At 72.7% G+C, this 22487-nt stretch carries 19 protein-coding genes; 9 read left to right on the plus strand and 10 right to left on the minus strand.

The window, feature by feature from the left end:
* Positions 1-57: 57 nt before the first annotated feature.
* Positions 58-729 carry a carbonic anhydrase gene (locus RE421_RS07110; protein WP_309816491.1) on the minus strand — a complete coding sequence of 224 codons (672 nt, stop codon included), beginning with the start codon at positions 727-729 and terminating at the stop codon, positions 58-60.
* Between the two features lie 4 nt (positions 730-733).
* Complete coding sequence (locus RE421_RS07115; protein ID WP_309816494.1) at positions 734-1336, minus strand: DUF4245 domain-containing protein; 603 nt, start codon at positions 1334-1336, stop codon at positions 734-736.
* Positions 1337-1534: 198 nt separating this feature from the next.
* Between RE421_RS07115 and glpX the strand changes: the two genes are divergently transcribed.
* Positions 1535-2500 carry a class II fructose-bisphosphatase gene (gene glpX / locus RE421_RS07120; RefSeq protein WP_309817162.1) on the plus strand — a complete coding sequence of 322 codons (966 nt, stop codon included), beginning with the start codon at positions 1535-1537 and terminating at the stop codon, positions 2498-2500.
* Positions 2501-2599: 99 nt separating this feature from the next.
* On the opposite strand, the gene manA is transcribed toward glpX, so the two are convergent.
* Positions 2600-3961, minus strand: a complete 1362-nt coding sequence (gene manA, locus RE421_RS07125) for a mannose-6-phosphate isomerase, class I (protein WP_309816498.1) — start codon at positions 3959-3961, stop codon at positions 2600-2602.
* A gap of 146 nt (positions 3962-4107) precedes the next feature.
* Positions 4108-4818 carry a GntR family transcriptional regulator gene (locus tag RE421_RS07130; RefSeq protein WP_309816501.1) on the minus strand — a complete coding sequence of 237 codons (711 nt, stop codon included), beginning with the start codon at positions 4816-4818 and terminating at the stop codon, positions 4108-4110.
* Positions 4819-4928: 110 nt separating this feature from the next.
* On the opposite strand from RE421_RS07130, the gene lhgO reads away from it, so the two are divergent.
* Together lhgO and RE421_RS07140 are read left to right on the plus strand one after the other, a co-directional pair.
* The gene (gene lhgO, locus RE421_RS07135; protein WP_309816504.1) at positions 4929-6137 is read left to right on the plus strand and encodes an L-2-hydroxyglutarate oxidase; all 1209 of its coding nucleotides are present in this window, start codon (positions 4929-4931) and stop codon (positions 6135-6137) included.
* 72 nt (positions 6138-6209) lie between these two features.
* Positions 6210-7535, plus strand: a complete 1326-nt coding sequence (locus RE421_RS07140) for an MFS transporter (protein WP_309816506.1) — start codon at positions 6210-6212, stop codon at positions 7533-7535.
* Between the two features lie 85 nt (positions 7536-7620).
* Here RE421_RS07140 and RE421_RS07145 read toward each other — a convergent pair whose 3' ends face one another.
* The 3 genes from RE421_RS07145 to RE421_RS07155 form a co-directional block, all read right to left on the minus strand.
* Positions 7621-9249 (minus strand): LCP family protein, encoded by a 1629-nt coding sequence (locus RE421_RS07145; protein WP_309816510.1) that lies wholly within the window; start codon positions 9247-9249, stop codon positions 7621-7623.
* Entirely contained in the window at positions 9249-9752 is a 504-nt protein-coding gene (gene purE / locus RE421_RS07150; RefSeq protein ID WP_309817166.1) for a 5-(carboxyamino)imidazole ribonucleotide mutase, read from the minus strand. Before purE ends, RE421_RS07145 begins: the two co-directional genes overlap by 1 nt.
* A 92-nt stretch (positions 9753-9844) precedes the next feature.
* Positions 9845-11041, minus strand: coding sequence for a 5-(carboxyamino)imidazole ribonucleotide synthase (locus tag RE421_RS07155; RefSeq protein ID WP_309816513.1), 1197 nt, complete (start codon positions 11039-11041; stop codon positions 9845-9847).
* 169 nt (positions 11042-11210) lie between these two features.
* On the opposite strand from RE421_RS07155, the gene RE421_RS07160 reads away from it, so the two are divergent.
* Positions 11211-11834 (plus strand): GtrA family protein, encoded by a 624-nt coding sequence (locus RE421_RS07160; RefSeq protein WP_309816517.1) that lies wholly within the window; start codon positions 11211-11213, stop codon positions 11832-11834.
* Here RE421_RS07160 and RE421_RS07165 read toward each other — a convergent pair.
* Entirely contained in the window at positions 11831-12640 is an 810-nt protein-coding gene (locus RE421_RS07165; protein ID WP_309816520.1) for a TIGR03089 family protein, read from the minus strand. The two genes, RE421_RS07160 and RE421_RS07165, sit on opposite strands and share 4 nt — an antisense overlap.
* Before the next feature lie 379 nt (positions 12641-13019).
* Here RE421_RS07165 and RE421_RS07170 point away from each other — a divergent pair, with 379 nt between their 5' ends.
* Genes RE421_RS07170 through RE421_RS07180 form a run of 3 tightly spaced genes read left to right on the plus strand, consistent with a single transcriptional unit; the run spans position 13020 to position 18894 of the window.
* Positions 13020-13619: a WhiB family transcriptional regulator gene (locus RE421_RS07170; protein ID WP_309816523.1), complete on the plus strand. Its 600-nt coding sequence runs from the start codon at positions 13020-13022 to the stop codon at positions 13617-13619.
* Between the two features lie 44 nt (positions 13620-13663).
* Positions 13664-17131 carry a glycosyltransferase gene (locus RE421_RS07175; protein WP_309816528.1) on the plus strand — a complete coding sequence of 1156 codons (3468 nt, stop codon included), beginning with the start codon at positions 13664-13666 and terminating at the stop codon, positions 17129-17131.
* The gene (locus RE421_RS07180) at positions 17128-18894 is read left to right on the plus strand and encodes a DUF5719 family protein (RefSeq protein WP_309816530.1); all 1767 of its coding nucleotides are present in this window, start codon (positions 17128-17130) and stop codon (positions 18892-18894) included. The genes RE421_RS07175 and RE421_RS07180 overlap by 4 nt, the downstream gene beginning before the upstream one ends.
* A 55-nt stretch (positions 18895-18949) precedes the next feature.
* Here RE421_RS07180 and RE421_RS07185 read toward each other — a convergent pair whose 3' ends face one another.
* Positions 18950-19447, minus strand: coding sequence for a metallopeptidase family protein (locus RE421_RS07185; protein ID WP_309816531.1), 498 nt, complete (start codon positions 19445-19447; stop codon positions 18950-18952).
* A 157-nt stretch (positions 19448-19604) separates the two neighbouring features.
* Here RE421_RS07185 and RE421_RS07190 point away from each other — a divergent pair, with 157 nt between their 5' ends.
* On the plus strand, positions 19605-20030 hold the full coding sequence (locus RE421_RS07190) for a DUF3499 family protein (RefSeq protein ID WP_396134612.1): 426 nt from the start codon (positions 19605-19607) through the stop codon (positions 20028-20030).
* A 60-nt stretch (positions 20031-20090) separates the two neighbouring features.
* Positions 20091-21644: an adenosylhomocysteinase gene (gene ahcY, locus RE421_RS07195; RefSeq protein ID WP_309816534.1), complete on the plus strand. Its 1554-nt coding sequence runs from the start codon at positions 20091-20093 to the stop codon at positions 21642-21644.
* Between the two features lie 21 nt (positions 21645-21665).
* Here the strand turns inward: ahcY and RE421_RS07200 are convergent, their stop codons facing one another.
* Positions 21666-22469, minus strand: coding sequence for an RDD family protein (locus RE421_RS07200; protein WP_309816539.1), 804 nt, complete (start codon positions 22467-22469; stop codon positions 21666-21668).
* Between the last annotated feature and the right edge of the window lie 18 nt (positions 22470-22487).

Raw genomic sequence — 22487 nt, forward strand, 5'->3', positions numbered from 1 at the left:
GGCCGGCCGGCATCGTGCCCTACCCGGCTGTCCAGCCGGCTGTCTCAGCCGACCGCTTCAGCCGATCTCGTCCGGGTCCAGGTCGCCGATGATCCGGACGGGGTTGGCGGTGCCGTTGTCCAGGGAGTAGGTCACGCCGATGATGGCGGTGCGGCCCTCGTCGACGGCCTTCGCCACGGACATCGAGGACTCCATGAGCCGGGCGCTGATCTGGCGCACGTTCTCCGCCACCGTGCCGTTGACGTCCTTGACCCCGGCGCGACGGGCGGAGATCACGGAGGGGATGATCCGCTCCACGAGGGACCGGATGAAGCCGGGGGGCATCTCCCCGGAGACGTAGGAGTCAACGGCCGCGGTGACGGCTCCGCAGCTGTCATGGCCCAGGACCACGATCAGCGGGATGTCCAGGACGTCCACGGAGTACTCGAGGGAGCCGAGGACGGCGTCGTCGATCACCTGCCCGGCGGTGCGGACCACGAACACGTCGCCCAGGCCCACGTCGAAGATGATCTCGGCGGCGAGCCGGGAGTCCGAGCAGCCGAAGATCACGGCGATCGGGTGCTGCTCGTTGGCCAGGGAGGTGCGGCGCGCCGCGTCCTGGTTCGGGTGGCTGGAGGTGCCGCCCACGAAGCGGGCGTTGCCGTCCCGCAGCAGCTCCCACGCGGCAGACGGGGTCAGCTTCGTGCCCGTCGGGGAGGTGGCGGCGGTCAGGTCGGTGCGGTCGGTCATGGGGTCAGCCTTCCTTGAGGTCTTGCTGAATGGCCGAGGCCAGGATGTCCAGATCTTCCAGGTCGCCCGAACCGCTGACCAGCACGGTGGTCCCGCCGACCTCCGCGACCAGGTGACGGTCGCCGTCGGCCGGCTCGTACAGGTCCCACCGGGTCCCGTCCACGGACCGGGTGCCGGTGGCCGGCGCGTTGTCCATCTGCTGGGACAGCCACGTCGGGTTGGACTGGGCGGTCTGCTTGAATCCGGCGAAGTCCTCCTCGGCCGTCAGGTAGCCGGCCTCCCAGAACTCCACCTGGTCCGTGCCGGCCGCGTTCCAGCGGGCGTAGTTGGCGCTCCAGCCCTCGGGGACCGCCGGTGCCACGGCGGTGAACCCGGCGGTGGCGGTGGCCTGCTCGGCGGTGGCGGCCACGTCCACGGTGGACTCGTAGTCCCGCTCGGCGTTGACCGGGTTCAGCAGCACCACCACCAGGGCGATCGCGAGGGTGGCCAGCACGGAGAGCACCATGGCCCGGGATGACTGGCCGGCCCGCTTGGCCTGGCTCTGCGTCAGGCGGGGTTTCGGAGCCGGGGAGCCGGCCGGATCCGCGCTGGGCTGAGGGGAAGTCACCGGACCATTCTGCCACTGCCCGGGACACTAGGATGGACGATGGAGAAGATCCCCCACAGACGGAGTATTTCGGTGACCACTGACCAGCCCGTGAACCATGACGTTCCGACCCAGCCGGCGGGGTCGCCCCACGCCGACCGCAACATCCTGAGCCCGAACCTGGCCGTCTCCGGCACCAAGCCGGACCGCAACCTGGCCATGGAGCTCGTCCGCGTGACCGAGGCGGCCGCGATCGCCGCCGGGCACTGGGTCGGCTACGGGGACAAGAACACCGCGGACGGGGCTGCCGTGGATGCCATGCGCGCCTTCATGGACACCGTGCGCATGAACGGCGTGGTGGTCATCGGCGAGGGCGAGAAGGACGAGGCGCCCATGCTGTTCAACGGCGAGCACGTCGGCGACGGCGAAGGCCCGGAGGTCGACGTGGCCGTGGACCCGATCGACGGCACCCGGCTGACGGCCATGGGCTACCCCAACGCGCTGTCCGTGTTCGCGGTGGCCGAGCGCGGCTCCATGTTCGACCCCTCGGCCGTGTTCTACATGGACAAGCTCGTGGTGGGGCCGGAGGCCGCGGACTTCGTGGACCTGCGCCTGCCGATCAAGCAGAACATCCACCTCGTGGCCAAGGCCGTGGGCAAGCCCGTCAGCCAGCTCAACGTCTGCGTGCTGGACCGGCCGCGCCACGAGAAGCTGGTCGCGGAGATCCGCGCGGCCGGGGCCCGCGTGAAGTTCATCATGGACGGTGACGTGGCCGGCGGGATCGCCGCGGCCCGCCATGACACCGATGTGGACATGCTGCTCGGGATCGGTGGCACGCCCGAGGGCATCATCACCGCCTGCGCCATCAAGGCCATCGGTGGCGTGATCCAGGGCCGGCTGGCCCCGGTCGATGACGCCGAGCGCCAGCGGGCCATCGACGCCGGCCACGACCTGGACGCGGTCCTCACCACCGACGACCTGGTCAAGACCGACAACGCCTACTTCGCCGCCACCGGCATCACGGACGGCGACCTGCTGCGCGGCGTGCGCTACTACAACGACCGGGTCACCACCCAGTCCATGGTGATGCGCTCCAAGTCCGGCACCGTGCGCGTGATCGAGGCCGAGCACCAGGCCCGCAAGTGGGAGCCCTGGATCGGCCCGGACGCGCTGCCGGTGCGCTGAGTTCTCCCCCTCGCAACTGGCGGTCGAATCCGGTCCACCTACTGGTGGGTAACCCGTGAAAACGGGCCGGATTCGACCGCCAGTTGTGGATTAAGGGGGTCAGGGGAGGGTGACCGCGAAGAGGGTCCCGGCGGCGGCCTCGTCCTGATCCGTCGGATGCGTCTGATCTGCCGGATGCGCCTGATGCACCGTGGCGGCGGGCTCGTCCGCCCCGAGGAACACCGACTCGCCGGGGGCTAGTTCGGCGGTGTCCGGGCCGGCGGAGAGGCGCACCCGGCCGGCCGTGCACACCGCGATCACCGGACCGCGGGCGGTCAGGGTGCGGCCCTCTGCGGCGGGCAGGTCCAGCCGTTCGACCTGGAACTCCTCGAAGGGCGGCCGGAACACCAGATGCCCCGCCCCGTCCGAGAGCGGGGTGCAGTAGGGCACGGGAACCGACTCGAAGGCCACGACCTCGCGCAGCTCCGGGATGTCCACGTGCTTGGGTGTGAGCCCGCCGCGCAGCACGTTGTCCGAGGCGGCCATGACCTCCACGCCCAGGCCGTACAGGTAGGCGTGCACATTGCCGGCCGGCAGGTGGATGGCCTGGCCCGGGGCGAGGTCCAGCCGGTGCAGCAGCACCGAGACGAGCACGCCCGGATCCCGGGGGTAGTGCCCGGCGATCCCCACGGCGGTGGCCAGGTTCAGGTCCTCGTCCAGCACGCGCGGGGCCTTCGCCAGAGCGGCGACGACGGCCGCCACCCAGGTGCCTGAGGCCCAGTTCCCGGCCGGGTCCAGCAGCTCGCAGAACACGGACTCGATCGCGGCGCCCTCGGCGGCGGGATCGCCGCCGTCCCCGGAACCCAGGAGCCGCTCGGCGTACCCGGCGACCGCGCGGGCCGGGGTGTCCGCGGGACCGGACCGGCCGGCGTCGGGTCCGCTGCCCTGGGACAGCCCGCTGTCCTCCGGCAGTTCCGGGTTCTCGGCCAGCACCGCGGCGAGCCTGGAGAACGAGGTGCCGGCATCCACAGCGGAGCGGAACCCGCACAGGGCCGCGAACGGGGTCAGGGCCACGACCATCTCGGGCTTGTGGTTGTCATCCTTGTAGTTGCGGTGCGGCGCCGAGGCCGGCACGCCCCCGGCCTCCTCGGCCGCGAAGCCGGCCTGCGCCTGGTCCAGGGTGGGGTGGGCCTGGATGGACAGCGGCCGGCCGGCGGCCAGCAGCTTCACGAGGTAGGGCAGGCGGCCGAAGCGCGCGGCCTCGCCCAGCAACGCCTCCGGGTCAGAGGCCAGCAGCTCGTCGAGGGGCACCGGCAAGGACTCGGGATCGCTCGCCGGGACGGCTCCCGCGGGTGCGCTGGGGTGCGCGCCCATCCACATCTCCGCCTCCGGCCGGCCGGTGGGAGCCCGGTCCTGGAACTCAGCCAGCAGGGTGGCCGAGCCCCACGCATAGTCACGGATGGGGGTGCGCAGCAGGTACATGCTCCCAGCCTATCGACCCACCCCAGACCACGCGGCGCAACGTTCTTGCATGTTGCATGCAACCCACTATGCTGACTGTTGTCCACACCACATTCGTTGCGCGAGTCGGTCGTTCCGGCCATTCGCCCCCGGCACGAGGGGAGCTGCTAGTGCACCAGCCAATCGATGGCCTCGGCGCTCCGAGCATCCGCGAAATCGGGCCGGTCTCGCGTCTCCTGGGTGATCAGCATGGTCGCCGTGTGGCTGATGTGCCGCGCCAGGGCCGAGCCGACCTCAGCGTCGCGTCCCTCGCTGAACGCCTCCATGATGTCCCGGTGATCCTCGAAGCACTCCTGCGCGGTGCGCGAGGTGGGTACGGTCCCCACGCCGGTCTGCAGCACGAAGTCGCGCTGTTCGCTGAGCAACTGGTTGGCCTTGTCGTTGCCCGCCCCGGCCAGCAGGGTGCGGTGGAAGTCCCGGTCTGCCCGGAGCACCAGTTCCGGGTCGCCGTCCTCCGCCGCGCGTCGAAAGGCCTCGTAGGACTGCGCTACAGCGGCGGCCGTGGCCGCCGTCTTCAGCTGCGTGGCGCGGCGTGCCAGGGGAACCTCCAGCATGAGCCTGATCTGGAATACCTCGATCAGGCTCTGGAGCGAGGTGCTGAGGATGCGTACCCCGCGGTTCCGCTCGATCTCGACGAGTCCGCGGCGGGCGAGCTCCTGCAGAGCCTCTCGGATCGGGGTGCGGGAGACGTTGAGCTGGTTGCCCAGCTCGGTCGCCGTGTACAGCTCACCCGGAACCAGATCACCGTTGACGATCGATGCCCGAATCGATTCCACGGCCTGGTCGGTCAGGCTCGCAGGCCGATGGACGGATCTCATCCCTCCAGTATGCCAATGCAGAGACCCCATAGATCCCATAGACCCCATGGGGCAGCAGTGCCCCGGTGCGCTGCGTCCCCATCCAACCCACAGAAAGCGACGGTCCAGTCATGACCTCATTCGCCGTCATCGGCGCCGGAATCATCGGTGCCGCGGTCGCCCGGGAGCTGACCCAACGGTTCCCCGACGACCACGTCACCGTGTATGACAAGGCGGACAGCGTGGCCTCCCACCAGACCGGCCACAACTCCGGCGTGGTCCACGCCGGCCTCTACTACCAGCCGGGCAGCCTGAAGGCCCGATTGTGCCGCCGTGGGGTCAACCTCCTGCGGGACTTCGCCCTGGAGCGTGGCGTGCCCTATGAGGAGTGCGGCAAGCTGGTCGTGGCCCTGGAGCAGGTCGAGGAGGATCGGCTGCGGGCCATCCACGAGAAGGCCATCGCCAACGGCGTGCCGGGCGTCGAACTCGTCGGTCCGGAACGGATCCGCGAGATTGAGCCCAACGCCACCGGCCGCCTCGCGCTCCACTCCCCGCACACGGCGATCATCGACTATGCCGCGGTGACCCGGGCGCTGATCGAGGACGTCCGTTCGGCTGGCGGGACCGTTCGCCTCGGCGCCGAGGTCACCGGGATCACCAACACCGCGGACAGCTGCAGCATCAGCACCCCGGAGGGCACCGAGTCCTTCGATTTCGTCATCGCCTGCGCCGGACTCCAATCGGACCGCATCGCTCGGATAGCCGGGGGAGATGCCTACCCGAAGATCGTGCCCTTCTTCGGGCAGTACTCGAAGCTGGCCCCGGAGTACCGTACCGTGCTCAACGGACTGGTCTACCCTGTGCCGGACCCCGCCTACCCCTTCCTCGGCGTCCACCTGACCAAACGCGTCGACGGGGAGATGCTCGTGGGCCCCAACGCCTTCCTCTCCTTCGGCCGGGAGAACTACTCGGGGTGGCGCATCGGCATCAAGGACAGCCTGGACGTGGTGGCCAACCCGGGGTTCTGGAAGTTCGCCAGCCGCAACATGTCGGCGGCAGTCCAGGAGTTCGGTGCCGTGGTCTCCCGCCAGAAGTTCCTGGCCGGAGCCGCGCGCTACGTGCCCTCCCTGGAAGGGGCGGAGTCCACGCCCATGACCCGTGGCATCCGCGCCCAGTCGATGGATGCGAACGGCGACCTCGTGGACGACTTCGTCATCGAGGACATCGGGCGCGCCACGCTTCTGCGCAACGCACCGTCTCCGGGAGCCACCTCATCCCTGGCCATCGCCGAACACATCGTCTCCGAGATGGCCGCGCAGCATCGGCTGGCCTCGGTCTAGGCACTCCCTCCACCAGCTCCTGAGGCCACCCGGCCCGGACGGAGCGTCCGCTCCATCACGTGAAAGAAGAGCATGACCACCCACACCACCACTCCCTCCCGACCGCCCGAGACAGCCGAGGAGGAACGCAGCCGCCTGCGCAAGGTGATGTCGGCCACCATCGTCGGAACAACCGTCGAGTGGTTCGACTTCTATCTCTACGCCACCATGGCGTCGATCGTCTTCGGCGCGGTGTTCTTCCCCGCCGTGGACAGCCAGCTCGCGACCCTGAGCGCCTTTGCGACCTTTGCGGTCGGGTTCATCGCCAGGCCGATCGGCGGCATCGTCTTCGGTCGGATGGGCGATCGCATCGGACGTAAGAAGACCCTGGTGGTCACCTTTGCGCTGATGGGCATCTCGACCTTCCTGATCGGCATCCTGCCCACCTACGCCGTGGCTGGAGTCTGGGCTCCGATCCTGCTGGTGATCCTGCGCGTGCTGCAGGGCATGGGCGCCGGTGCGGAGTATGCCTCCGCGGCCGTGAACTCCTACGAACACGCCTCGGCCGGACGCCGCGGCCGCCAGGGAGCCTGGCCGGCCCTCGGCCTGAACCTCGGCCTCGTCCTGTCCTCCGCCACCATCTTCGTGATGACCCTCAACGGCGATGAGTTCCTCATGAGTGGCGGCTGGCGCATCCCGTTCGTGGCCAGCATCATCCTCATCGGAGTGGGCATGTGGGTCCGCCAGTCCCTGCCCGAGTCGCCCGAGTTCGAGAACCGCGTGGAGAGGGTGGACAACAAGTCGACGTTCGGCCAGGTCTTCCGCGACCACTGGCGCGGCCTGCTGGTGGTCTTCGTCGTCGCCATCGGCTACAACGCCCTGAGCTACATCTTCAAGACCTTCTCGGTGGCCTACCTGGACGAGTTCCAGGGCATCAGTGCCAACACCACGTCCGGTGCCGTCATGGTCGCCGGGCTCGTGGCCATCGTGGTGGTGCCGATCTGCGGCGAACTCTGCGACCGCTTCGGCTCCAAGGCCGTCATCACCTGGGGCGGCGCCCTGTCCGCCGTCTTCGCGTTCGGGTTCATGGGGCTGCTGGGCGTGTCCACCACGTGGTCCGTGTACCTGGCCATCGGCATCGGCACGGGCATCCTGGCACCGATGATGTTCTCCGCGCAGGGATCCTTCCTGTCCCGTCAGTTCACCCCCGAGTCCCGGGCGACCGGTGTCGGCACCGCACGCGAGATCGGCACGGCCGTGGCGGGCGGTCTGGCTCCGCTGGGCGCTCTGTCCCTCGTGGTGGCCTCACCCACCAACTCGACCGTGGGGGTCAGCATGGTCCTGGTGGCCGCCGGCCTCCTCGTGATCCTGGGGGCCGCCTTCGATCAGGGTAAGAGGCACACCTCCGACAAGAACTGAGCCGCCCGGCCCGGAACAGGTCAACGCAGGGGCCCTCCAGCACCACGGTGCTGGAGGGCCCCTGCGTTGACTAGCGTGGCGTTGGCTAGCCCGCCACGCACAGGTGGTTGGTGGTGGCGGCGTCCTCCAGCAGGCCGGACTGGCCGGTGTCCTCGAGGTGCATGAGGTACTCCTCGGTGATCTCGCTGCCGTCCCGCTGGGTGGGCGGCGCCGGCCAGTCGTCCGGGTCGTTGCTGTCCGCGGTGGGGCCCTCGGACGCGGCGGGGGAGGACGCGGACAGGAAGCCCGCCGTGGCGTTCACGAACAACAGGGGCGCGGGGTCGGCGGGCCCGGCGGCCTGCGGCGTGCCGTCCTCGGCGAGCATCCCGTTGACGCGGGAGTGGATCTCGTCGAAGTCCGGGTAGGTGGTGAACCGGCCGTCCTCTCCCTCGAAGTCCGGCGGCCCGATGGTCAGCCGGCCCATGCCCTGGGACTGGCCCTTCGTGGCCAGGGAGACGAACGTCCCGAGCTGCTGGCCGGGAAGGCTGGTCTCCACGATCTGCTCGCCGGCGTCCAGGATGCCCTGGAACCGGGTGACCAGGGTCTGCGGGTTGAACTGGGCCAGCATGGCGGACTGGATGCACTGCTGGCGGCGGATCCGCGAGTAGTCGGTGGAGAAGTGGCGGGAGCGGGCGAACGCCAGGGCCTGCTCGCCGTCGAAGTCATAGGTGCCGGGACCCCACCAGGCGTTGCCCCACTCCCCGTCCGGCCGGGTGCCGCGGTAGGTGGTCCAGCCGCCCGAGGTGACCGTGACGCCGCCCATGGAGTCGATGAGCTGGGAGAACCCGCCCATGTCCACCATGGCGTAGGACTGGATCTCGAGTCCGAGGATGCCGCCGGCCGCGTCCATCATGGCCTCGGCACCGGGGTCCTCGGCCCCGGGGTAAAGGTCCTGGTGGTTCGCCATCACGTCCACGTAGAGGGCGTTGATGATGCACTCGTCACCGCAGTTGAAGCCCTGCGGGTAGGCCTGCCACAGGGGCGAGTCGGCGGTGAACCGGGCGTTCTGGAAGTTGCGGGGGATGGAGAACAGGATGGTGCTGCCGGTGCGGGCGTTCACCGAGGCCACGTGGATCGAGTCCGGGCGCAGACCGATGCGGCCCTCACCGGCGTCTCCGCCCATCAGCAGGAAGTTGTAGCGGCCCGCCACCGGCTCGATCGCCGGCCCGGGCGCGAAGATCTCGTTGAGCGCGTTGCGACCGGCGTTGACCGCATAGGAGCCGTAGCCCAGCACCCCGGAGGTCGCCACGAGCAGCAGCACCGTGGAGAACGCCAGCAGCGGCTTCATCCCGGGCGCCACGAGGCGCAGCCGCAGCAGCCGGAACGTGTCGATCCACAGCACCAGCCAGCCCAGGGCCAGCGCCGCCAGCACCACGATCCCGGCGAGCTGGACCCACGTGTTGGCCAGGACCTGCACCAGCAGCTCCCGCCGAACCACGAGCAGCACGAGCGCCACGACCGCAAGGACCCAGACGGTCAGGGTGACGCGCAGCGCGGCGCGGCCCAGCCCGCGGTTCCCGGCCACCACCTGGGCACCGCCGGGGACCACGAGCGTGAGCAGCAGCAGGATCCAGCCCCGCTTGGTCCGCTGGGGCGAGCCCATGGCCTCGGGGTGTCGCACGGGGTCCGTTCCGCCGGCGGGGCGGGGATGGAGCAGGGAGGGGCGGGCAGCCATCACGGGCGGTATCCGGGCCGGTCCACCAGGGACTCGCGCAGCCGGGCGCCCTTGGCACCCGCCGTGTCCCGCAGCTCCGCCGCGAAGTCGAGGAGCCGGGCGCGCAGCCGCTCCGCCTCCGGGTCCGTGCCCGCGGCGAGGATGCGCACCGCCAGCAGGCCGGCGTTGCGGGCCCCGCCGATGGAGACGGTGGCCACCGGCACCCCGGCCGGCATCTGCACGATCGAGAGCAGTGAGTCCAGGCCGTCCAGGGTCTTCAGCGGCACCGGGACGCCGATGACGGGCAGCGGGGTGGTGGAGGCGATCATGCCCGGCAGGTGCGCGGCGCCGCCGGCGCCCGCGATGATCACCCGGATCCCGCGCTCGTGGGCCCGCGTGCCGAAGTCCACCATCTCGTGCGGCATGCGGTGGGCGGAGACGACGTCGGCCTCGTACGGGATGCCGAATTCCTCCAGTGCCGCGGCGGCCGCCTCCATGACGGGCCAGTCGGAGTCGGAGCCCATGACCACGGCGACGCGCGCGGCGGTGGGGTGCGCTCCGGGAGTCTCCGGGCCGGCGTCGGGCCCTGCGGACTGGCGGGGGGATTCGCTGGGGGTCATGACTGCTCCTGGTGGCCGGCGTGGCCTGCGGGGCCCTCGCTGATGATCGCGGCGGCCCCCTCGGCGGCCCGGCGGGCCGCGCCGAGATCCTCCGGCCGAGCCGCGGTGACGTTGACGTGGCCGATCTTGCGGCCCGGGCGGACTGACTTGCCGTAGGCGTGGATCTTGGCCTCGGGGTGGGCGGCCATGGCGGCGGGGAAGGCCGCGTACAGGTCCTGGTTGGCCCCGCCGAGGTAGTTCTTCATCACGGTGAAGGCGCCGCGGGGCTCCGTGGACCCCAGGGGCAGGTCCAGCACGGCACGCAGGTGCTGCTCGAACTGTCCGGTGACCGCGCCGTCCATGGACCAGTGGCCGGAGTTGTGGGGGCGCATGGCGAGTTCGTTGACCATGAACCCGGGGCCGACGCCGGGGGTCTCGAACAGCTCCACCGCCAGCATGCCGGTCACGCCGAGACCGTCGGCCAGCGCTACTGCGGCGTCCTGTGCGGCGCGGGCGATCCCGGTGTCGAGGTCCGGGGCGGGGGCCGTCACCACATCGCACACCCCGTCCGTCTGGACCGACTCGACCACGGGGTAGGGGACGGTCTGGCCGGAGGGGGAGCGGGCCACCTGGGCGGAGAGCTCGCGCGAGAATCCCACCATCTCCTCGGCGAGCAGCGCCTCGAATCCGGTGGGGGAGACCAGCTCGAACCAGTCGCCGCACGACTCGGCCTCGGCGGCCGAGCGGACGACCCGCACGCCCTTGCCGTCATAGCCGCCCCGCGGGGTCTTGAGCACCACGGGCCATCCCTGCCGCTCGCCGAACCCGATCAGCTCGGCCACGGTGGACACCGCGGCCCACGCCGGGTTGGGCAGTCCGAGCCGCTCGCAGGCGGCACGCATCAGCAGCTTGTCCTGTGCGTACTGCAGGGCGTTGGGGCCCGGCTGCAGGTTGACGCCGTCCGCCAGCAGGGCCTCCAGGTGCTCCGCGGGGACGTGTTCGTGGTCGAAGGTGACCACGTCCGCCCCGGCGGCGAAGTCCCGCAAAGTCTGCAGGTCACGGTAGTCGCCCACCGTGTGCGGGGCCGCCGTGGTGGCCGAGACGTCCGGGCCCTCGGCCAGGACCTTCAGCCGGACCCCGAGGGCCGTGGCCGCGGGGGCCATCATGCGCGCCAACTGGCCGCCACCGATTACACCGATCACAGGAAAACTCACGGACCAAGGGTAACCAGCGCGGCCGCCCGGTCCCGGCAGAACCGCCCGGGGCCGTCCAGTTGTCAGGAAACGGGCAGAAATCCGGTCTACAGTGTGCGAAGGCATTTTCCGATTTCAGCCCCGCACTCTTCACGAATTCCGCCGCGCAACAAGGAGTCCACCAACGCCCATGATCAGCAACCTGTGGCAACGGTTCATGGCCCTGGTCGCCATGCTCTGGCGGGAGGTCGCCAAGTTCGGCGCGGTCGGAGCGGCCGCCTTCGTGGTGGACTCGGCGATCTTCCTGTGGCTGATGCACGGGCCCATGGAGGGCAGCAACGTCAAGTCCAAGCTCGTGGCCAGCGCGGTGGCCACGGTCTTCTCCTACGTGGCCAACCGATTGTGGACCTTCCGGCACCGGCGGCAGAACAACCTCATGCGCGAGTTCGTGCTCTTCGCCGTGATGAACGTCATCGGGATGGGTATCCAAGCGGGCTGTGTCTTCGTGGCGCAGTACTGGCTGGGGGTCACCTCCACCACCGGCATCTTCATCGCCGGCAGCGTGGTCGGCCTGATCCTGGGCACCATCTTCCGCTTCTTCGCCTACCGCTTCTGGGTGTTCACCGAGGAGCTGGACGCGGACCCCCGGTTCGCGGACGACCGCGAGCGCCTCACCGGAGAACTGCCCGTCATCCGCACGGAGGACACCCCGCGCCGGCACCGCCGGAGGCCCGGGGCGACGCCGGCCCCGGCCGGTCCCGTGGCGCAGGACTCCTCCGCGCCCTCGGCCCGCACGCCGGCCGAGCCGCGCTAGGCCGGGGCGCCCACGCCCTCGGCCTCCACCCTTCGGGTGGTGGCCGCGCTGAACGGCGCGGCGCGCTCCGGCACCAGCACCACCGGCAGGCCCCGGTCCCACATGCGCACGGCGGCGGTGGCGACCGTCCGGTCCAGCCGGGCTCCCGCTGCGGCCACCACGAGCCCGCGCTCCCGGCGGGACAGCCGGTCCTCCGTGACACCGGCGCCTCCCGGGGCCGCAAGGTCCTCCCACGCCTCGGCGAGCCCCGGGAGCCCCTCCGGGCCGCCGGGCAGCGGCAGGTGGCACTGGTCCGCCTGCATGCGCACCTCGGTGAGGAAGTCCACGGCGTGCGCGGGGGGCGCGGCCGCGGGCTGTGCAACGGTCTGCCCAGCGGCGTCGACCCCCGCCTCCGTACCCGCGTCCACGGTCCACAGCTCGGCGGGGTGCTCGGCCCAGTCGGCCGGTGCCGCGGTCAGGATGAGGTCGGCGTCACGTCCGGCGTCGTCCACCTCGACCGGCCCGCCGGCGAAGACCAGCCCGACGCCGGCCCGCGCGAGTCCCAGCAGCACGGCCAGGGACGTCCAGTCCAGCGGCAGGTCCACGAGCACCGTGGCGTCCGGACCGTGGCGCTCGGCCTCCACGAGGTTGGCGGTCTTGGCGCCCCAGTTGGCCAGCACCCGCCCGGAGAGCTCCACCCGGTCGCCGCCGCCGGCGTAGTCCACCACGGCGGGCCGCGGCGATGCCGCCAGGGCGGCGAACCAGTCGGTCCGTCCGGTGCCCCGGCCTGCGCCGCTACCGGGTAGATTCGTGCCGAGGGTGACCATGGAGCGTCCTTTCGCAGGGGCTGCCGCGGGGGTGGACCGCGGTGGCGGGGCCGGACCGCACGCCAACCTCGGCGTGTCGGCACGGCGGCGTGTCGTGAGGTACGGAGCCGTTCCCGCCCTCACATTGTGCCGTCCCGGCTTGACGAACCGCGAGTTACACCGGTGTAATTCATTTCGGAACGGTCATGGTGACCACGGCGCTTCCCACCGCCCACCACACGTTCCCCGCTGCCGCCGGTCCGTCCGGCGGTCTGTTGGTCCGGGCGCGCCCGGCGCCGCGGGGGATGTGGTCGGACGGCGTGTCAGGAGCCCTGCCCGATCCGCAGGCACCGGAACCTCCGGTGACGGGATGACCAGCGTGAGAACGGGGAGGAATCACATGGAGAACGCCCAGCGCCTCGACGAGGTTCACGAGATCGACGCCCACCGGAACGGTGCGGCCGGACAGCCACTGACGGAGGGCCTCCAGCCTGGCCGCGGCGTTCCCGCCGACTGGTTCCTCGATCCGGCCGATCCGGATGCCGCCCGCCGGCTGGAGGCCGGAACCTCCCTCGAGGATCAGGCCACGGCCTTCCTCGCCGACCACGACGCGGCTGAGGACTCGCCCGTCACGGGCCTCGGCGACGCCACGGTCACGGCCCTGCACCCCGGCACCGCGGACCCCCGCCGGCAGGGCGGGGAGCGCGCCGAGGAGTCGGCCGCCCAGTCCTCCGAGTGGCTGGGACTGCCCGGACTGGCCGATCCGCTGGACGTGGAGGGCGAGCTGGCCTGGCAGGTCGACGCCCTGTGCGCGCAGACGGACCCCGAGGCCTTCTTCCCCGAGAAGGGCGGGTCCACGCGCGACGCCAAGAAGGTCTGCTCCTCCTGCACCGTGCGCAGCGAATGCCTGGAGTACGCCCTCGGCAACGACGAACGGTTCGGCATCTGGGGTGGCCTGTCCGAGCGTGAGAGGCGCCGGCTCCGGAAGCGGTCGGTCTGATCTCCACGCCGGACACCCTGCCCGCCCCCGCCGCCCCGGACCACGTGGCCGAGGGCGTCACGGCCGTCCTCGTCGTGAACGGGCGGCCGGACCTGGCCGTGGACGCCGTCCAGGCAGTGCTCGCGCAGGAACGGCTCCCGGACCGTCTCCTGGCGGTCCTCACCGCGGAGGACCCCGTCTCCGCAACCCCAGGAACCGATCCCTCCTCCGGTTCCCCCTCCGAGGACCGTGCCATCGAGGCCCCCGCCCCCGGCACCGGTGACGGCCGCGCGGACCTCCTGCACCGCCTGGCGCGCCTGGCCGACGACGCCGGGCTGCCTTTCGAGTCCCAGGCAGCACCCCTGCACCGGATCCAGCTCCCGGCGGGCGGCGGATCGGGCTGGCTGTGGTGGATCCATGACGACTCCCGCCCCGCCCCCGAGGCCCTGCAGCGGCTGATGACAGTGGTGGAGTCATCCCCCTCCGTGACCATCGCCGGGTGCAAGCAGGTCGAATGGGGCCGTCCCCGGCACCTGCTGGACGTGGGACTGACCGTCTCCGGCGCCGCGGAACCCCTCAGCCTCGTGGAGCCGGGCGAGCTGGACCAGGGGCAGTACAACGCCCGCACGGACGCCTTCGCCGTCTCGGCCCCTGGGATGCTCGTCCGCACGGACGTCTGGAACCGGCTGGGCGGGACCGACCCCGCCGGTCCGCTGCCGGCCGCCGCGGTGGACCTGTGCTGGCGCAACCGGCTGGCCGGGCACCGCGTGGTGGTGGTTCCCGGGGCCCTGATCGAACACGACGGGCGCGGCGAGGGCCTCTACGCCGGGACCTCGGCCGAGCGCGAGGCCTCCCTGTGGCTGCGGCTGAAGCACGCCCGCCCCTGGGCCGTGCCGTTGCTCTGGCTCTGGGGGCTGATCACGGGGATCGGTGGCTTCGCCGCCTCCCTGCTGGCCAAGGAGCCCGGCCGGGGCGGCGCCCACCTGGCCGGCACACTGCGGACGCTCGTGCGCGTGGTGCCCCTGGCCGGATCCCGCCGGCGGGCCCGGCGGACGCAGGCCGCGCCCCGCTCGATCGTCGCCCCGCTCAAGGCCTCCCGCGCCGAGGTGCGCCACTACCGGCGGAGCGTGGTGGACCTGGAGTCCCCAGACGAGGTCATCGGCGACGGCACCGGTTCGACCCTGGCCCCCGGCGAGGCCACCGGCGGCCATGACGACTTCGCGGCGCTGGCCACCCCGGAGCGCAACTGGGTCGGCACCGGCCTGATGATCGCCCTGCTCCTGCTGGGCGGGCTGTCCCTGGTGGGCCTGCGCGAGCTGCTCGCCGCGCCGGCCCTCGTCGGAGGCTCGCTGCTGCCGGTGTCCGGCTCGCTCGCCGACCTCTGGCAGCACGCCACCGGCAGCTGGGCCCCCGCCGGGGCCGGTGCCCCCGTCCAGCCCGGCCCCTTCGGCCTGGCCCTGACCGTGCTCGGGGTCACCAGCCACGGCTCCCTGGCGCTGGTGTGGCTGACCGTCCTGGCGATGCCCCTGGCCGCCACCGGCGCCTGGCTGGCGGCCGGCGCCGTGGCCCGCGGCCGCGGCGTCCGCCTGCTCGCCGGCCTGCTGTGGGGGCTGTCCCCGGCCCTGCTGACCGCCGCCGGAGGAGGCCGCCCCGGCGCGCTGCTCGTCCACCTCGCCCTGCCCTGGCTGGCGCTGGCCGTCATCCGCGCCACCGGCTCCGCGGCGCTGCGGCGCCCCGACCCGGAGGGCACGTCCGAGGACCTGCCCGGTGCCCGGGTGCGCCCCGGCCACCGCGGCGTGGTCTCCTGGACGGCCTCCGGCTGGACCGCCCTGCTGCTGGCCGGCCTCGGCGCGGCGTCCCCGGCCCTGCTGCCGCTCCTGGTGCTGGCCGTCCTGGCCCTCGCGGTGCTCAGCCGCCGGCGCGGACGGGCCCTGTGGTGGACCCCGCTGCCGGCGGTGACGCTGTTCCTGCCCGCGGTGATCGCGCACTGGACGGATCCGCGGGCCGTGCTCGGCGATCCGGGCGTCCCGCAGGCCTACGACCCGGCCCCGCTCTGGCAGCAGGTCCTCGGCTTCCCGGAGGCCTTCGCCGCCGACTCCGGCCTGCTGGCCCTGCCCTGGCTGGACTCCGCCGTGCCGGGCGGCGCCGGCTTCCCCTGGGCTCTGGTGGCCGCGCTCGTCATCGGCGTCCCCGTGCTGCTGGCCGCCCTCACCGGCGCGTTCATGACCGGCCGGATCGGCGTGCAGGCGCGGATCGGCCTCGGCCTCTCGCTGCTCGGCGTGGCCGGAGCGGCCCTGGCGCCGCTGATCGCCACCTCGCTGGACGCCCGGGGCGATCTCGTGACGGTGTTCACCGGGCCCTTCACCTCCACGGTCCTGCTCGGGGTGCTGCTGGCCGCCGTGGCCGGGCTGAACGGCCTGCTGGGCCTGCGCCGCTCTCCCGGCGCCGTGCGGGACCGGATCGGCCCGCTGCGCCGCACCGGCGTGGTGGTCCTGAGCGGCCTGGCGATCTGCTCCGTCGCGCTCACCGCCACCGTGTGGGGCATCCCGCGGCTGCTGCCCGGCGCCACGCTGGACCCCGCCGTCGGCGCGGCCCTCCAGTCACGGACCGCGGACGGCGAGTCCGACCCCGTCCTGTCCACCCTGGGCACCGGCTCGGTGCTGCAGCCCAGCCCCACCCGGCTGCTGCCGGCCACCGCGGCTGACCAGGGGGCCAGCGCCCTGGCCACCCGGACGGTCGTCCTCGAGCGCACGGCGGACGGACTGCAGGTCAGCCTCGCCACCGGCGCCGGCCCCGCCCTGGACCGGCTCAGCGCCGGATGGACCGCCCGGTCCCTCACCGGCCCGGTGACCGGCCCGACGGCGGCCGCACCGGACCGCGCGGACGAGCAGCTGCGCAGCCTGGCGGCCCAGCTGGCCGCCGGGACCAACGCGGACCCCCGGCCGGTCCTCGAGGCCTTCGGCGCCGGATTCGTGGTGCTGCGCGACCCCGACGGGGGCGAGCTGGGAACGGCCGCCTCCATTGACGCCGTGCCGGGGCTGGCCCCCGTGGGCCTGACCGACTCCGGATGGCTGTGGCGCGTGGTCCCCGAGGACGACGGCGGCATCCCGGTGGTGGGGCCCCACGACCTCGAGGACCGGATGGGCTTCGCGGCCTCCCGCGTGCGGATCGTGGACGGCACCGGCGAGACGACCCACCTGGTGGCCCGGTCCGGAGCGACCGTGGACACGGAGCTGCCGGCCGTGGATGGGGCGGGGGACACCGCAGGCGCCGAGCAGAGCCGGCGGCTGGTGCTGGCCGAGCGGGCCGACCCCGGTTGGCAGGCCACCCTGGACGGGGAGCCGCTGGCGGCCGTGCCCGTGGACGGCTCGGCCTGGAACCAGTCCTTCGAGCTGCCGGAGCAAGGCGGCGAGCTGCGGGTCTGGCATTCCTCCCCGGCCGCGGCCTGGGCCTGGTGGCTGCCCGGCATCCTGCTGGTGCTGGCCGTGCTGCTGGCGATCCCCTCGCCGAGGAGTAGGAAGGTGGAGCGATGAGCCAGAACCAGGACCACGGCCCGAGCCAGCACCCGGAGCAGGAGCCCACCCGGGGGCAGCGCAAGGGCCAGCGGGCCGCCGAGGCGCGGGACCGGAAGCGCCAGGCCGCCCTCGAGGCGCACCAGCGGGGGATGGTCCGCAAGGCGCCGGTGGCCGCGGGACTGGCCGGGGCCGGCGTCGTGGTCCTGGTGGCCGCCGCCGTGACCGCCGGCAGCCTCGTCCCGCCCGCCGCCCCTCAGGTGGATGGCACGGCCGTCCCCGCCGCCCTCAACGCCGTGCCGGCACAGTCCGTGTGTGCGGGGCCGCCGCGGCTGCCCGCCGGGGCCGAGGACGGCACGGACACCCAGTTCAGCCCCGTCTCCACCTCGGCCGACTCGCGCCTGACCTCGGTGCTGCTGTCCGACCTGGCCGGACGGTTCCCGGGCAGCACCCTGGCCACCCTGCCGGCCACCACGCCGGGCGGAGACGGTGGTGACGGCGGCGCCGGCGAGCCGCAGGAGCTGACGGCATCGCAGCCCGAGGACCTCCAGCAGGGCACCCCGGCCACGTCCGGCGCGGACGGCGTCCCGGTCCGCGAGGCGGCCGTGGCGGACATCGCCTCCCCGGGCGGCGAGGCGGGGGAGCCCACGGCGGTGACGGTCGAGCCCATCGGCGGCCAGGCCACCCCCTCCGACGCCGTGTCCCTCTACTCGGCAGCGGACGGCGACCTGGCCGGCACCGATGCCAGTTCCTGCACCGCCCCCGCGCACGACCACTGGCTGGCCGGGGCCACCACCACGGTGGGCTCCACGGCCGTGCTGGTGCTCTCGAATCCCTCGGCCTCGGCCAGCACCGTGGACCTGGCACTGCACGGGGCGTCCGGCCCGGTGGAGGCACCCGGGACCTCCGGGATCGTGCTGGCGCCGGGCCAGTCCCGCTCGATCGTGCTGGGCGGACTGGCCCCGGACGAGGAGCACCTGGCCGTGCACGTCACCGCGCAGGGCGGGGCGGTGGGCGCCACGGTGCAGCAGCACCGGCTCTTCGGCATCACCCCCGGGGGCGTGGAGGTCATCCAGCCGACTGCCGCGCCGTCCCGGAGCGCGGTGCTGCCGGGGCTCGTGGTCCCGTCCGCGGAGGCCGCCGGGGCCGTCATCGGCCAGGACGGCTACGAGCAGGCCGGCCCCGCCGTGCTGCTGGCCGCCCCCGCCGCCGGGGCGACCGCCGAGATCACCGTGAGCGGCCCGGACGGGCCCATGGAGCTCCCCGCCGGCGGCGTGGTGGACGTGGAGGCGGGCTCCACGCTCCGCTTCCCGCTGGACGGACTGGACCACGACGTCTACACGGTCACCGTGACCGCGGACGCCCCCCTCGTGGCCAGTGCCCGCGGGCTCTCCGGCCAGGCCGAGGGGCCGGTCGACCTCTCCAGCGTCTCCGCCGTAGGGCCGCTCGGCCTGGAGCGGCTGGTGGCCCGTCCCACCGGGGCCGTGGCGAACCTCGTGCTCTACTCGGACGCCGGTGGGGCCGTGGAGATCACGCCCGTCCTCAGCGACGGCAGCCTCGGGGAATCGCGCGTGCGGGAACTCGGTCCGGAATCCACCCGGGCGGTGGCCTTCGACGACCTCGAGGACGGCGACGACGCGCAGGTCGCCGGGGCGCTGCTGGAGACCGCCGAGGGGCAGGTGCACGCCGGCGTGGACGTCCGCGGGGAGCAGGGGATCTCCGCGTACCCCGTGGTGCCGCAGCAGCAACAGGTCTCCGGCGTCCCGGTCCGCGTGGGGTACTGAGCGGGGTACCGAACGGGTGTGGCTCCGCGGCGTTGTGGCGCTGCGGGACCCGGTCCTACCAGTGGTAGTCCGGGTCCACGGCCTCCGGGGTCAGCCCGGTCAGCTCGGCCCACTGCTCCACCACGGCCCCGTACACGAGGTCCGGGAGCATCGAGGGGATCGGGCAGCGGGCCTCGATCGGGCGCCGGTGGATGGTGATGACCGCCGTGCCCTGGGCGTCCCGCCGGGTGGACCCGGTGGGATCGTCCACGAGCTCGGCGCCCCAGGCGCGCACCAGCTCGAGCCGGTTCTCCAGGTCCTCGGGGACCATCGTCGCCCGGAACCGGGCCTGCTCCACGGCCGGTCCGCAGACCTCGGCCAGCCGTGAGACGGCGGCGGCCAGGTACCCGGCGAAGGCCTCGTTGCGGGTGTGTGCGCCGGGGAGCCCCTCCGGGAGCAGCGGACCCCGCAGGCCGCGGCCGCGGCGGTTCCGCCGGGGGGAGCGGGTCCTGCGCCGGCCGTCCGCCTCCTGCGCCACACCCTGCTCCACCGTCAGGGGATCGAAGGACGTCATGGCGTCCATGCTAGTCCCCGCCGGTGCGCGTGGGTACTGGGCCGGACACGCGTCCTGGCGGCGGGCGGTGCGCGCCGAAGTGCGGCGCGGCGCGGTAGGGTGGTCTGCCGTGGGATCGATGCGCCAGTGCTCCAAGACCAGCTGCCAGACTGCGGCAGTGGCAACGCTGACGTACAACTATGCCGATTCCACGGTGGTGCTCGGGCCCATGTCCCGGTTGGCCGAGCCGCACACCTACGACCTGTGCGCCAGGCACTCCCACAGCATGACCGCCCCCAAGGGCTGGGAACTGCTGCGCATCGACCCGCCGGAGGGCTCGGCCCCGGCCGCCCGTCCCGAACCCGATGACCTGCTGGCCCTGGCCCACGCCGTGCGCGAGCCGTCCCCGCGCGCCGAAGCCGACCGGCCGGCGTCGGGCACCGGCTCCCGGACCGCACCGCCCACCACCGGCCGCCGCGGCACCGCTCCCGACGCCGGCCCCCGGCCGGAGGCGAACGGCTCGGCCGGGTCCATCAACGGCGAGGCCCCGGCCCGGCCCGGGCGGCCCACCCTGCGCGTACTGCGGGATACCGGCGACCGCTGAGGATTTCGCCGCCTGACGAATGCCCCGCCGGGCCTGCGCGCCTGATCTAGGCTGGGGAGCATGACTGAGAACCCTGCCGCCAGCTCCGCGAGCCCAGCCACCGATCCGGCGTACGCCAACCGTGTCACCGTCCCCGGTGCCACCTTCGACTTCGCCGTGCGGGACCTCTCCCTGGCGGAGGCCGGCCGCCACCAGATCCGCCTGGCCGAGCACGAGATGCCCGGGCTGATGGCCCTGCGGGAGGAGTTCGGGGAGTCCCAGCCGCTCGCCGGGGCACGGATCGCCGGTTCGCTGCACATGACCGTGCAGACCGCCGTGCTGATCGAGACCCTGCTGGCCCTCGGGGCGGAGGTGCGCTGGGCGTCCTGCAACATCTTCTCCACCCAGGACGAGGCGGCCGCCGCCATCGTGGTGGGCTCCGGGACCCCGGAGGCACCGGCCGGCGTTCCGGTGTTCGCGTGGAAGAACGAGACCCTGAAGGACTACTGGTGGACCGCCTCCCAGATCCTGAACTGGCCCGGTGCCGACGAGGATCCGGCCCTCGGGCCGAACATGATCCTGGACGACGGCGGCGACGCCACCCTGCTGGTGCACAAAGGCGTGGAGTTCGAGGCCGCCGGCGCCGTCCCGAGCCCCACGGCTGAGGACCCCGAGGAGTACCAGGTCATCCTGGAGACCCTGCGCGCCTCGCTCGCCACGGACCCGCAGCGCTGGACGCGCATCGCCCGTGAGCTGCGCGGCGTCACCGAGGAGACCACCACGGGCGTGCTCCGGCTCTACCAGCTGGCCGAGACCGGGCAGCTGATGTTCCCGGCCATCAACGTCAACGACTCCGTCACCAAGTCGAAGTTCGACAACAAGTACGGCATCCGCCACTCCCTGCCGGACGGCATCATGCGTGGCACGGACGTGCTGATCGGCGGCAAGACGGCCGTGGTCTGCGGCTACGGGGACGTGGGCAAGGGCGCCGCCGAGTCCTTCCGCGGCCAGGGCGCGCGCGTGGTGGTCACCGAGGTGGACCCCATCAACGCCCTGCAGGCCGCCATGGACGGGTTCCAGGTGGTGCGCCTGGACGAGGTGATCGATTCCGGGGACATCTTCATCACCACCACCGGCGGCAAGGACATCATCATGGCCGAGGACATGGTCAAGATGAAGGACAAGGCGATCGTCGGCAACGTGGGCCACTTCGACAACGAGCTGGACATGGCCGGACTGGCCCGGGTCCCCGGCGTGGTCAAGACGGAGATCAAGCAGCAGGTGCACGAGTGGACCTTCGACTCCGGGCGGCAGAACGAGCGCTCGATCATCGTGCTCTCGGAAGGCCGCCTGCTCAACCTGGGCAACGCCACCGGGCACCCGTCCTTCGTGATGAGCGCCTCCTTCACCAACCAGGTGATGGCCCAGATGGAGCTCTTCGCCCGGCACGGCTCCATCACGGGGGAGGAGTACGGCAAGCAGGTGTACGTGCTGCCCAAGGTCCTCGACGAGAAGGTCGCCCGGCTCCACCTGAACGCCCTGAACGCCCACCTGACGGAGCTCTCCAAGGAACAGGCCGAGTACCTGGGCGTGGACGTGGCCGGCCCGTACAAGCCGGATCACTACCGCTACTGAGGACCCCGCGGGCCGGGAAGGTCAGGTGAAGGGCAGGGCGTGGAGGCGCTCGGCGGAGGCCTCGGTCCGCTCCAGCCGCCGCGCCAGCATCCGGTAGTCCCGGTTGCGCCGCTCCGCCACCACGCCCAGCAGGAAGTCCTCCAGCGTGACCCCGGCCGGCGGGCCCGGGGCCACGAACGGCACCACCTGCGCCGTCAGCCGGCCGGCGGTCTGCGCCCGGACCGCCGGCGGCACGGAGCGGGCGTGGCGCAGGAACTGGGTCACGGAGGCCACGAGCGCGTCCGGCAGGCGGCCGACGTCCGCCACCTCGGCCCAGGCGCGCATGGTCTCCGGGACCGCGGGCAGCGGCGGGGGCACCTTCCGCTGGCGCTCGATGACCACCTGGGTGCCGGCGACCATGTCCGCCAGGCGCTTGCCGCGCTCGTTCAGCATGGACGCGATGAGGGCCACGGAGCCGAAGGACATCCACACCTCGAAGATCCCCAGCAGCACGCGGACGAGACTGTGGCGCAGGCGGATGGCGCCGCCGTCGTCCCTCACCACGCGCACCCCGAAGACCAGCTTGCCCAGCGAGCGGCCGCGGCTCAGGGTCTCCACGGCCAGGGGGACGCCCACCACCAGCCCGACCACGAGGGACAGGACCGTGGCCTGCGCCGCGGCCGGGTCCAGCGTCTCCAGGATGGTCTGCCCGAGCACCCAGAGGATCCCGAGGAAGACCAGCACCAGGGCGAGCGCGTCGATCAGGGCACCGGCGGCCCGGATCACGAAGGACGCCGGCCGCAATTGCAGCACCACGGCCTCACCGGTCACCACCGTTGTGCTCATGGTCGCCCAGCCTACCGG

Origin of the sequence: Citricoccus sp. I39-566 (genome assembly GCF_031432995.1) — a bacterium.
Lineage (GTDB): Bacteria > Actinomycetota > Actinomycetes > Actinomycetales > Micrococcaceae > Citricoccus > Citricoccus nitrophenolicus_A.

What these genes read in the sequence shown, in the direction of transcription:
- RE421_RS07110 (WP_309816491.1), bottom strand. Translation starts at nt 729, where the DNA reads ATGACCGACCGCACCGACCTGACCGCCGCCACCTCCCCGACGGGCACG.
- glpX (WP_309817162.1), top strand. Translation starts at nt 1,535, where the DNA reads ATGGAGCTCGTCCGCGTGACCGAGGCGGCCGCGATCGCCGCCGGGCAC.
- manA (WP_309816498.1), bottom strand. Translation starts at nt 3,961, where the DNA reads ATGTACCTGCTGCGCACCCCCATCCGTGACTATGCGTGGGGCTCGGCC.
- RE421_RS07130 (WP_309816501.1), bottom strand. Translation starts at nt 4,818, where the DNA reads ATGAGATCCGTCCATCGGCCTGCGAGCCTGACCGACCAGGCCGTGGAA.
- lhgO (WP_309816504.1), top strand. Translation starts at nt 4,929, where the DNA reads ATGACCTCATTCGCCGTCATCGGCGCCGGAATCATCGGTGCCGCGGTC.
- RE421_RS07140 (WP_309816506.1), top strand. Translation starts at nt 6,210, where the DNA reads ATGACCACCCACACCACCACTCCCTCCCGACCGCCCGAGACAGCCGAG.
- RE421_RS07145 (WP_309816510.1), bottom strand. Translation starts at nt 9,249, where the DNA reads ATGGCTGCCCGCCCCTCCCTGCTCCATCCCCGCCCCGCCGGCGGAACG.
- purE (WP_309817166.1), bottom strand. Translation starts at nt 9,752, where the DNA reads ATGGGCTCCGACTCCGACTGGCCCGTCATGGAGGCGGCCGCCGCGGCA.
- RE421_RS07160 (WP_309816517.1), top strand. Translation starts at nt 11,211, where the DNA reads ATGATCAGCAACCTGTGGCAACGGTTCATGGCCCTGGTCGCCATGCTC.
- RE421_RS07165 (WP_309816520.1), bottom strand. Translation starts at nt 12,640, where the DNA reads ATGGTCACCCTCGGCACGAATCTACCCGGTAGCGGCGCAGGCCGGGGC.
- RE421_RS07170 (WP_309816523.1), top strand. Translation starts at nt 13,020, where the DNA reads ATGGAGAACGCCCAGCGCCTCGACGAGGTTCACGAGATCGACGCCCAC.
- RE421_RS07180 (WP_309816530.1), top strand. Translation starts at nt 17,128, where the DNA reads ATGAGCCAGAACCAGGACCACGGCCCGAGCCAGCACCCGGAGCAGGAG.
- RE421_RS07185 (WP_309816531.1), bottom strand. Translation starts at nt 19,447, where the DNA reads ATGACGTCCTTCGATCCCCTGACGGTGGAGCAGGGTGTGGCGCAGGAG.
- ahcY (WP_309816534.1), top strand. Translation starts at nt 20,091, where the DNA reads ATGACTGAGAACCCTGCCGCCAGCTCCGCGAGCCCAGCCACCGATCCG.
- RE421_RS07200 (WP_309816539.1), bottom strand. Translation starts at nt 22,469, where the DNA reads ATGAGCACAACGGTGGTGACCGGTGAGGCCGTGGTGCTGCAATTGCGG.